The sequence below is a fragment of the Pseudomonas sp. Sample_20 genome, from assembly GCF_004307585.1.
GTDB classification, from domain to species: Bacteria; Pseudomonadota; Gammaproteobacteria; order Pseudomonadales; family Pseudomonadaceae; genus Aquipseudomonas; species Aquipseudomonas atacamensis.
On record NZ_RCOA01000081.1, the window covers coordinates 21,219 to 31,610 of the forward strand.

Sequence of the window (10,392 nt, forward strand, 5' to 3'; positions counted from 1 at the left end):
TCAGTTACCACTTTCAGTCTGACGACTGCTCACCTCAGCCGGCACATCATCCCCGGCCATCCGCTTGCGGAACAACGCCGCCCGCGCCAGCAGCAGGGTGGTCACCGGCACGGTGATCGCCAACAGGACCGGAATCAACCAGGCATGCACCACTGGTGCGGATTTCAATGCCGAAAAGCAGATGATCGACGCCAGTGCCACACACCAGGCACCGAGTGTCGAGGCCAGCGCTGGCGGGTGCATACGCTGGAAGTAATCCTTCATGCGCAGCAATCCTGTTGCGCCCAGCAGGGTAAACACGCCGCTGAGCACCAGCAGCACCGCCACCGGAATCTCGACCCACAAAGACAATTCGGCATTCATTCGATCACCTCGCCACGCAGCAGGAATTTCGCCAGGGCAAACGAGCCGACGAAGCCGAACAGCGCGATCAGCAGCGCCGCTTCGAAGTAGGTATCACTGGCGTAACGAATGCCCAGGGTCAGCATCATCAGCATCGCGACGATATACAGGTAATCCAGCGCCAGTACCCGATCCTGAGCTGACGGGCCTTTGAACAGGCGCACCAGGGTCAGTGCCATTGCCAAGCAGTACAAAAACAACGTCAGCAGAATCGCATTCGACAGCAATGGGCTCATTCGAAAATCTCCATCAACGGTCGCTCGTAAGTGCTTTTGAAGTGCTCGATGAACTGCGCTTCGTCGTGCAGATCCCAGACGTGCAGCAACAGCACACTGCGATCCAGCGCCAGTTCCGACCATACGGTACCGGGCACCACGGTGCAGATCATCGCCAGTGCCGCCAGACCATGGGCATCGCGCAAGTCCAGAGGCACCTTGATAAAGCATGAGTTGGGCGGACGGCGTCCGGCGTTGACTACGCCCCAGGCGACGATCAGGTTGGACATGATCACGTCGCGGCCGACCAGGAAGAACAGACGCAGGATGGCGATGGGATTGCGGATGCGCGCACGTTTCGGCCGCAATTTGCGCATCATCAGCGGCGCAGCGAAACCCAGCGCGGCACCGAGCAGCAGATTGCCCGGGCTGACGGACAGGTTCAGGGTCAGCCACAGAATCCACAGGGCCAGCGATAACCACGGAGCCGGGAACAGTCGATTCATGGCTGCACCTCGAGCATGTCGGCTCTGGCTTGCGGGCTCGGCACCGCCCGAGTGCCTAGAACTGCGAACACATATTGCTGCGGATTGTTCAGCGCATCGGCGGTGGCCTGGGTGTAGCGCAGCAGCGGTTCAGCCTTGAACGTAAGGGCAATGCTCAGCCCGAGCAGCAGGAAAATCGGCGCGCATTCGAGTTTGCGCAGCAATGGTGACGGGCGCTCCTCCGGCGTCCAGAAGCGCTGAATGCCGAGGCGCGAGAAGGCCATGAGGGAGGCCAGACCGGTCAGGATCAACAGCGCCAGCAATCCCCATGCGCCGGGAGACAGCGGCGCCGCAGTGCCAAGTCCCAACGGGTTGAGCAATGCCCCGATCAGGCTGAGCTTGCCGATGAACCCGGACAGCGGTGGCATGCCGATGATCAACAGCGCGCAGGCAATGAAGCTCAAACCGAGAAAGGCCATGGTCCAGGGGATGACTTGGCCGACCACGGCTTTCTGCTCGTCGTCGAGGTTGATGCCCTTGGGCGGTTGCAGCGATTCCTGTGGACGCGGCAGCAGTTCGCTTTCGTCTTCCAGCGGAATTTCGTTGGCCGAGCGCGAGCGCTCGATCAGTTCGGCGAGCATGAACAATGCGCTCAGCGCCAGGGTCGAGCTGACCAGATAGAACAGCGCAGCGCCGATCAGGTTCGGCTGGGCGAAGCCGATCGCCGAGAGCAGGATGCCCGCCGACACCAGAATGCTCAGGCTGGCCATGCGCTCCAGGCGTTGCGCGGCAATAATCGCCAGCCCTGCGCAGGCCATGGTCGCCATGCCGCCGTAAATCAGCCAGTCGCCGCCGAAGAATGCCGAGGCGCCGGCCTGGCCGGAAAACAACAGGGTCCACAAGCGCAGCAGGGTGTAGACGCCGACCTTGGTCATGATCGCGAACATTGCCGCCACCGGCGCGCTGGCCGAGGAATAGGCCGGCACCAGCCAGAAGTTCAGCGGCCACATGCCGGCCTTGGCCAGAAACGCTACCGCTAGAATCCCTGCCCCGGCGTGCAGCAAGCCACGGTCGGCTTCCGGCACCAGCGGGATTTTCATCGCCAGATCGGCCATGTTCAGCGTGCCGGTCACCCCGTAGATCAACGCAGCGCCGATCAAAAACAGTGACGATGCCAGCAGGTTGATCGAAATGTAATGTAACCCCGACGACACCCGCGCCCGGCCTGAGCCGTGCAGCAATAAGCCGTAGGACGCGGCGAGCAACACTTCGAAGAACACGAACAGGTTGAACAGATCCGCGGTCAGGAACGCGCCATACAGGCCCATCAGCTGGATCTGGAACAGAGCGTGAAAGCTTGAGCCGGCGCCGTCCCAGCGGGCCATGGCAAACAGCAACGCGCTGACGCCGATAATGCCGGTCAGCACCAGCATCAGTGCCGACAGGCGATCAACCACCAGAACGATGCCGAACGGTGCCTGCCAGTTGCCCGGCAGGTATACACCGATGGAGCCGGGTACGCCGGTGGTCTGCGTCCATTGCAGCAGCATCACTGAAATGAACAGGCCGAGGAGGCTGGAGAACAGGTTGATTTTCGCCTTCAGCGGCCGATGCTTTTCGCCAAGCATCAGCATGATCGCAGCCGTCAGCAGCGGCAGCAGGATCGGTGCGGCGATCAGGTGAGTCATCGCCATCATTCTTTAGGCTCCCGGCCGTCGACGTGGTCGGTGCCGGTCAAGCCGCGCGAGGCGAGCAATACGACGAGGAACAGTGCGGTCATGGCGAAGCTGATGACGATCGCCGTCAGTACCAGCGCCTGGGGCAGCGGGTCGGTGTAATGCAGCAAGTCCTGGGTCACGCCGTCCTTTATCACCGGTTCCTTGCCGATGAACAGGCTGCCCATGCTGAAAATGAAAAGATTGACCGCGTACGACAACAGGCACAGGCCCATTACGACCTGAAAGGTACGCGGGCGCAGAATCAGCCAGACCCCGGACGCGGCAAGAATGCCGATGGCGATTGCGATGACTTCTTCCATCAGACGGCTCCTTTGCTGGCGACGGACTTGGGCAGCGAGGCCGTCTTGTGGCCGCGCACCGATTGGTGGGCGAGGGCGGTGAGGATCAACAACGTCGATCCGACCACCACGGCGTACACGCCGACGTCGAAGAACAGCGCACTGGCGATATGGATATCACCGAGCAACGGCACGCTGATGTGCCAGGTGTGAGTGGTCAGGAACGGATAACCGGCCAGCAGCGCACCGAGACCGGTGGCAGTGGCGAACAGCAGCCCGGTGCCCATCCAGCGCAATGGCCGCAGGCTCATTTGTGCTTCGACCCACTGCGTGCCGGCAACCATGTATTGCAGGATAAAGGCCACCGACATCACCAGCCCGGCGACAAATCCGCCGCCCGGCTGATTGTGCCCGCGCATGAACAGATAAAACGACACCACCAGCGCGACAGGCAGCAACAGTCGTACCAGTACCGCTGGGACCATCATGAAACCGAGCGCGGTGTCGCTGGCCGAACGCGGGTTGACCAGATCGGTGACCACGTCGGGCGCGAGCAGACGTTGCTGCGCCGGCAATTGCAGGCTTTCCTTCGGCGGACGGAAGCGCCGCAGCAGGGCGAACACGGTGAGCGCCACGGCGGCCAGTACGGTGATTTCGCCGAGGGTATCGAAACCACGGAAGTCCACCAGCATCACGTTGACCACGTTGCTGCCGCCGCCTTCGGGCAGGGCGCGACTGAGGTAGAACGAGGAAATATGGTTCGGCGTCTGCCGGGTAAGCATGGCGTAGGACAACAGAGCCATCCCCGCACCGACGGCAATCGACAGCAGCAAGTCGCGCAGACGACGAATACGCGCCTTGCGCAGGCTGCTAGGCAGTGGTGAGACTTCTTCGATGCGTCGCGGCAACCAGCGCAGGCCAAGCAGGATCAACACCGTGGTCACCACTTCGACCGCCAGTTGTGTCAGCGCCAGATCCGGCGCCGAGAACCAGACAAAGGTCACGCAGGTCATCAGGCCACAGACGCTGACCATGGTCAGTGCAGCTAGACGGTGATATTTCGCCTGCCAAGCGGCGCCAAGCGCACAGGCGATCGCCAGCAGCCACAGGGTCACGAAGACAATGGATCCGGGGATTTTCGGCCGGTCACCCCACGTCAGCGTGCTGTGCAGCATCGGAATCAGACCGGCGAGCACGGCGGCCGAAACCATCAGGAACAACTGCATCTGCAAGCGCTTGGTGCCCAGTCGCCGCTCGACGCGCCGGGCGATGCGCATCATTACGACCAGACTGCGCTCGAACAAACGCTTGCCGTTGAAGCGGCCCACCAGCGGCGGGTACTTGAAACGGCCCAGCTTGAACTGCTTGCGCAGCAGCAGATAGAGGATGATGCCGCCGGACATGGCGATCAGGCTCATGATCATCGGCGCGTTCAAGCCGTGCCAGATGGCCAGGCTGTATTCCGGCAACTCCCCGCCAACTACGGGCAGCGCTGCAGCGGCGAGCAGTGGCCCGACGATCTGCGCCGGGAAAATCCCCACCAGCAGACAGGTGAATACCAACAACTCGACGGGTGCGCGCATCCAGCGTGGCGGCTCGTGCGGCGTGTGTGGCAGGTCAGTGGCGGTGGGGCCGAAGAACACGTCGACGGTGAATCGCAGGGAGTAGGCGACGCTGAACATGCCGGCGATGGTCGCGACGATCGGCAGACTGGTTTCGACCCACGCCGTGGCGTTGATGAACACGGTTTCGGCGAAAAACATCTCTTTCGACAGGAAACCGTTGAGCAGCGGCACGCCGGCCATTGAGGCACTGGCGACCATGGCCAGTGTTGCCGTATAGGGAATCAGTTTGATCAGACCGCTGAGCTTGCGGATATCACGGGTGCCGCTTTCGTGGTCGATGATGCCGGCGGCCATGAACAGCGAAGCTTTGAACGTCGCGTGATTGAGAATGTGAAACACCGCCGCCACCGCGGCCAGTGAACTGTTCAGGCCCAGGAGCAAAGTGATCAGACCCAGATGGCTGATGGTCGAGTAGGCCAGCAAACCTTTGAGATCGTTCTGGAACATGGCGCAGTACGCGCCAAGCAACAGCGTGCAGGCGCCCGCTCCGCTGACGATGTAGAACCATTCCTCACTGCCGGACAGCGACGGCCACAGACGTGCCAAAAGGAAAACCCCGGCCTTGACCATGGTCGCCGAGTGCAGATAGGCCGAGACGGGCGTCGGTGCCGCCATCGCGTGGGGCAGCCAGAAGTGAAACGGGAATTGCGCGCTTTTGCTCAGCGCGCCGATCAGGATGAGTGGCAAAAGAACAGGGTAGAGGGCATGTGCGCGAATCAGATCGCCGGCGGCCAGGACCTTGTCCAGGTCATAGCTGCCGACGACATGGCCGAGAATCATGACCCCCGCCAGCAGGCATAACCCGCCGGCACCGGTGACCATCAGCGCCATATAGGCACCGCGCCGCGCATCGGCGCGGTGGTGCCAGTAGCCGATCAGCAGAAACGAGAAGAGGCTGGTCAGCTCCCAGAAAAACACGATCTGAATCAGATTACCGGAGATCACCAGGCCAAGCATGGCGCCCATGAACGCCAGAAAAAACGCGAAAAAACGTGGCACCGGGTCGTCCGGCGACATGTAGTAACGGGCATATAAGGAGACAAGTGTGCCGATGCCCAGCACCAGCATCGAGAACAGCCAGGCGAAGCCGTCCATGCGCAGAATGAAGTTCAGCCCCAGACTCGGCAACCACATGAATTCTTCGCGGATCACGCCGCCGTGAGCGATTTGCGGGTACAGCATCGCGACCTGAACGGTACCGATCAAAGCGACCAGGCCCGCCAGCAGGGATTCGGCATTACGCGCATTGTGCGGCAGCACCGCTGCCAGACAGCTGCCAATGAACGGCAGAAGCAGTAGAACTATCAGGGACATAGGCTTCTAATCTGCGGAAGTTTGTGAAGCATCATACGTGCCAGCTCCCTGATCACCAAACGCGAGGATGTCTCAGAATCCTACAAAGTAGTCTGGAATTTTGTGTTTGGCGTTGTTTCAGGGCAACGAAGGTGCGGCGCCTTCGCGAGCAGACTTGCTCCCATACTGAAATGCATTTCAAAAGGTGGGAGCGAGCTTGCTCGCGAAAGCATGGGTGCAGCCAGAAGAGATTGCCGGTCACCCCTGCGTTTCCCGCTCCAGCTCAGCTTCTGCCTCGGTGGACCTTCCCTTGGTCTTCAGCTCACTGATAATCACCGCCGCAACAATCAACCCGGCCCCAACCAGCGCAATTGCCGGCAAGCGCTCTCCGGCAATCCGTCCGACAATCCCGGCCCACACCGGTTCACCCGCATAGATCAACGTCGCCCGAGTCGGCGAAACACTCTTCTGTGCCCAGTTCATCGCTACCTGAATCGCCGCACTCGCCGCGCCCAGGCCCAAAGCGGTCGCCAGCAACAACCAGGAAGAATCCGGTATCACTTCACCGGTCGGGACTACCAGCAAGAACGACAACACCGCCGTCACCGCCAGTTGCACCACCGTCACTCGCCGCACATCCACCTGCCCGGCGAAAGCGCTGATCAAAATGATTTCAGCAGCAATCGCAACGGCGCTGATCAATGTCGCAATTTCTCCGGGACTGAAATTCAGCGCTGCCCCCGAGGGGCCTGACAACAACATCAATCCGGTAAACGCCAGCATGATGCCGATACTTGGCATCAACCCCGGACGCCGTCCCAGTACCAGCCATTGCAGCAGCGGCACAAACGGTACATACAGCGCGGTAATGAACGCCGACTGACTGCTCGGAATGCTTTGCAACCCGACCGTCTGCAGGCCATAACCAAGCATGATCGCCACGCCGATGAATGACCCGGCCTTCACTTCGAACAAGGTCAACTCGCGCAGGTGCCGCCAGGAAAACATCGCGACCATCGCCGCCGCTGCGGCGAAGCGCAGGCCGACGAAAAACATCGGGCCACTGACCGTCATGGCATGTTGCACAATCAGAAACGTGCCGCCCCAGATCATGGTGATCAGCACCAGCACGCACTCGGCTTTGCTGAAGCGGGAGAAGCGGATTGGGGACGCAGAATTGTTTGGCGACATCATGACCTTGCGCACATTAAAAGGGAGGCCGCACAATGCCGCCAACGTTGCGCAGTATACTGCCCAACCCCACCGAGTGAGCAATATAGTGCACAAAGATTTGACTCAGCGAGCCTCCGTGCTGCAACACGTCAGCCAGAACGTTCGACGCCTGCGCCATGCTGCGGATATGAGCCAGACCGCACTGGCGGAAAAATCCGGGGTGAGCCGACGGATGCTGGTGGCAATCGAGGCAGGCGAAAAGAATGTCAGCCTGACCACGCTTGATCGCGTCGCCGAAGCGCTCGACGTTGCGTTCAGCGATCTGATCCAGGCGCACGATGCGCGCGATCCGAGCCGGATCAATGAGGTTGCCTGGGCGGGCACGATTCCCGGCAGCAGAGCCGTGCTACTGTCCAAAGCCACCGCGAGCCGCGAAGTCGAGCAATGGGAGTGGTGCCTGCAACCGGGCGAGGTCTACCCGTCGCAACCGGACGCCGATGGCTGGAGCGAGCAGATCTACGTATTTGAAGGATGCCTGACACTGATGCTCGGCGATCAGGCGCAGCACATCAATAAAGGAGAGTTTTTCATGTTCGCCAGCAATCAACCGCATGCCTACCGCAACGATGGCGATGTGGCTGCGCGGTTCGTGCGTAATGTGGTGATCTGAATGGAGCAGCCTGCGGACATCCTGATCATCGGCGGCGGCCTCAGTGGCACCATGCTGGCGGTGCAATTGTTACGCCTGCCTGGGCAACGAAGAATTGCGATTATCGAGCCGCGTGCTGAATTGGGACGTGGTGAGGCTTACAGCGCAGTCGAGTTGGGACATACGCTGAACGGCAACGCGGCGCGGATGAGCGTCGACCCGGATAATCCTGATGATCTGACGCAGTGGTTGACCGCGCATATTGCCGGCGGCGGCTGGCCGGAATCGGCTGAGCAGGACGTGCCGGTCAGTGAGCTGTTTCCGCCGCGTGGCCTGTTCGGGGTCTATGTGCAACAGCGTCTGGCCGAAGCCAGGGCAGTGGGGGCTCTGCAAGGTTCGACCGTTGAACATATTTGTGCTGAAGCCGTCGACCTTCAAGTTAATGCTGGTTCAGTGCAGCTCACCTTGAGCGATGGCCAGACTCTGCGTGGATCGCTGGCAGTGCTGGCCACCGGCATGTTTCCCGCCGCCCGCACGCCGCAGACGCAATCCAGTGGCCTTAACGCCGCAGCGCTCGATCCCTGGGGTGTGGCGGCCATGCGCGAACTCGACCCGCAGTCCACCGTGCTGATCATCGGCTCCGGTCTGACCATGGTCGATGCCGTGGTGTCGCTGGAGCAGGCCGGCCATCGCGGGCCGATCGAGGTGTTCTCCCGGCATGGCCTGCTGCCGCACGTACGCCGTCAACCGCCGATCTGGATGGATTTTCTGGCAGCAGATCACAGCATCCGCACGCCACGCGAGTTGGTGCGCGAATTGCGCCGACATTGTCGCGACGCAGTCGCCAAAGGCATCGACTGGCAGGCGCCGCTGGATACGGTTCGCGCGCATATCGCGCGGTTGTGGAGTCAGGCGACTGACGTGCAGCGTCGACAATTCGTACGGCATGTACGGCCATGGTGGGAGAGTCATCACCATCGTTCGCCGCCACTGAGTGCCGAGTTGATCGAACGGCTGCACAAGGAAGGGCGCTTGCGCATTCACGCAGCGTCGTTCAAGGGGATTGAGCCCGGCGCTGGCGATGCTGTGACCATCCGCATCCGTCCGCGGGGTGAGACTGAAACATCTACAGTGAGCGGTGCGGCGCTGATCAATTCCAGCGGCATTGAATACGACTGGCGGCGCGTTGCTCGGCCCTTGCCGCAGCAATTGCTGGCGCGGGGACTGGTGCAACCGGGGCCGCTGGCGCTGGGGATCACCGCAAAGGACGGCGCAGTGGTGGATGCCGAGGGGCAGGTGAGCGCTCGGTTGTTCGCCATGGGGCCGCCGTTGCGCGGGATGTGGTGGGAAAGTACGGCGGTGACGGACGTCGCTGCGCAGGCTAAAGCGTTGGCTCGGCGGTTGGTAGATAGCCCGAAAGATTGATGTGTTCTTTCGGGCTTCTTCGCGAGCAGGCTCGCTCCCACAAGGGGATTGAGTTGTGGATGCAATTTGCGGCACACCACAATACTGTGGGAGCGAGCTTGCTCGCGAAAAGCGTCATCTGATTCAACGTCTCTGTTGAATGAAAGACCGCTATCGCTGGCAAGCCAGCTCCCACAATGGGTGTGCGTTACGACTTGAAATTACGCGACGACGCGATAGCACGGCACATACGCCGCGCCACCCGGCAACTTCATCCGGTGCTGGGCGACGAAGGCCTTGAGCAGTGCATCAAGCGGCTGCATGATCGCCGCATCGCCACGGATCTGATACGGCCCGTGCTCTTCGATCAGGCGAATGCCTTTGTCCTTGACGTTACCGGCGACGATCCCGGAAAACGCCCGGCGCAGGTTGGCGGCCAGTTCGTGCGGCGGCTGGTCGCGGTGCAGTTTCAGGTTGGCCATGTTTTCGTGGGTCGGATCGAACGGGCGCTGGAAGCCTTCATCGATTTTCAACAGCCAATTGAAATGGAACGCATCGTTACGCTCGCGGCGGAACTGCTTCACCGCTTTCAAGCCTTGAGTCATCTGCCGCGCCACTTCGGCCGGGTCATCGATGATGATCTCGTAATGCTGCTTCGCTGCTTCGCCGAGGGTCGCGATGACGAACGCATCCAGCTGTTCCAGATACGGCGCGGCATGCTTCGGCCCGGTGAGGATGACCGGGAAGGGCAGGCCTGCGTTGTCCGGGTGCATGAGGATGCCGAGCAGGTACAGGAACTCTTCGGCCGTACCGGCGCCGCCCGGGAAAATGATGATGCCGTGGCCGACACGGACGAAGGCTTCCAGACGCTTTTCGATGTCCGGCAGGATCACCAGCTCATTGACGATCGGGTTCGGCGCTTCGGCGGCGATGATGCCTGGCTCGGTCAGGCCGAGGTAGCGACCGCCGTGAATGCGCTGTTTGGCATGGGCAATGGTCGCGCCCTTCATCGGGCCTTTCATCACGCCAGGGCCGCAACCGGTGCAGATGTCGAGGCTGCGCAGGCCCAGTTCGTGGCCGACTTTCTTGGTGTATTTGTATTCTTCGGTGTTGATCGAGTGACCGCCCC

General features: G+C 61.2%; 10 protein-coding genes. 2 read left to right on the plus strand and 8 right to left on the minus strand.

Annotated features, from left to right (window positions below; translation table 11 throughout):
* The 7 genes from D8U70_RS17330 to D8U70_RS17360 form a co-directional block, all read right to left on the minus strand.
* Window positions 1-363: a Na+/H+ antiporter subunit G gene (locus D8U70_RS17330; protein ID WP_071172758.1), complete on the minus strand. Its 363-nt coding sequence runs from the start codon at window positions 361-363 to the stop codon at window positions 1-3.
* Window positions 360-638: a K+/H+ antiporter subunit F gene (locus D8U70_RS17335; protein WP_071172757.1), complete on the minus strand. Its 279-nt coding sequence runs from the start codon at window positions 636-638 to the stop codon at window positions 360-362. The genes D8U70_RS17330 and D8U70_RS17335 overlap by 4 nt, the downstream gene beginning before the upstream one ends.
* Entirely contained in the window at window positions 635-1,123 is a 489-nt protein-coding gene (locus D8U70_RS17340; protein ID WP_071172756.1) for a Na+/H+ antiporter subunit E, read from the minus strand. The genes D8U70_RS17335 and D8U70_RS17340 overlap by 4 nt, the downstream gene beginning before the upstream one ends.
* Window positions 1,120-2,799: a monovalent cation/H+ antiporter subunit D gene (locus tag D8U70_RS17345; RefSeq protein WP_130929385.1), complete on the minus strand. Its 1,680-nt coding sequence runs from the start codon at window positions 2,797-2,799 to the stop codon at window positions 1,120-1,122. Before D8U70_RS17345 ends, D8U70_RS17340 begins: the two co-directional genes overlap by 4 nt.
* Complete coding sequence (locus D8U70_RS17350; protein WP_016775082.1) at window positions 2,796-3,140, minus strand: Na+/H+ antiporter subunit C; 345 nt, start codon at window positions 3,138-3,140, stop codon at window positions 2,796-2,798. Before D8U70_RS17350 ends, D8U70_RS17345 begins: the two co-directional genes overlap by 4 nt.
* Window positions 3,140-6,058: a monovalent cation/H+ antiporter subunit A gene (locus tag D8U70_RS17355; protein WP_130929386.1), complete on the minus strand. Its 2,919-nt coding sequence runs from the start codon at window positions 6,056-6,058 to the stop codon at window positions 3,140-3,142. The genes D8U70_RS17350 and D8U70_RS17355 overlap by 1 nt, the downstream gene beginning before the upstream one ends.
* A gap of 237 nt (window positions 6,059-6,295) precedes the next feature.
* Window positions 6,296-7,231, minus strand: coding sequence for a DMT family transporter (locus tag D8U70_RS17360; RefSeq protein ID WP_130929387.1), 936 nt, complete (start codon window positions 7,229-7,231; stop codon window positions 6,296-6,298).
* 85 nt (window positions 7,232-7,316) lie between these two features.
* On the opposite strand from D8U70_RS17360, the gene D8U70_RS17365 reads away from it, so the two are divergent.
* Window positions 7,317-7,880: an XRE family transcriptional regulator gene (locus tag D8U70_RS17365; protein ID WP_024013243.1), complete on the plus strand. Its 564-nt coding sequence runs from the start codon at window positions 7,317-7,319 to the stop codon at window positions 7,878-7,880.
* A complete protein-coding gene (locus D8U70_RS17370; RefSeq protein ID WP_130929388.1) occupies window positions 7,881-9,284 on the plus strand; it encodes an FAD/NAD(P)-binding protein in 1,404 nt (467 codons plus the stop codon).
* A 200-nt stretch (window positions 9,285-9,484) separates the two neighbouring features.
* Here D8U70_RS17370 and ppnN read toward each other — a convergent pair.
* The coding region (gene ppnN, locus D8U70_RS17375) for a nucleotide 5'-monophosphate nucleosidase PpnN (RefSeq protein WP_130929389.1) at window positions 9,485-10,392 on the minus strand (908 nt) is incomplete at its 5' end.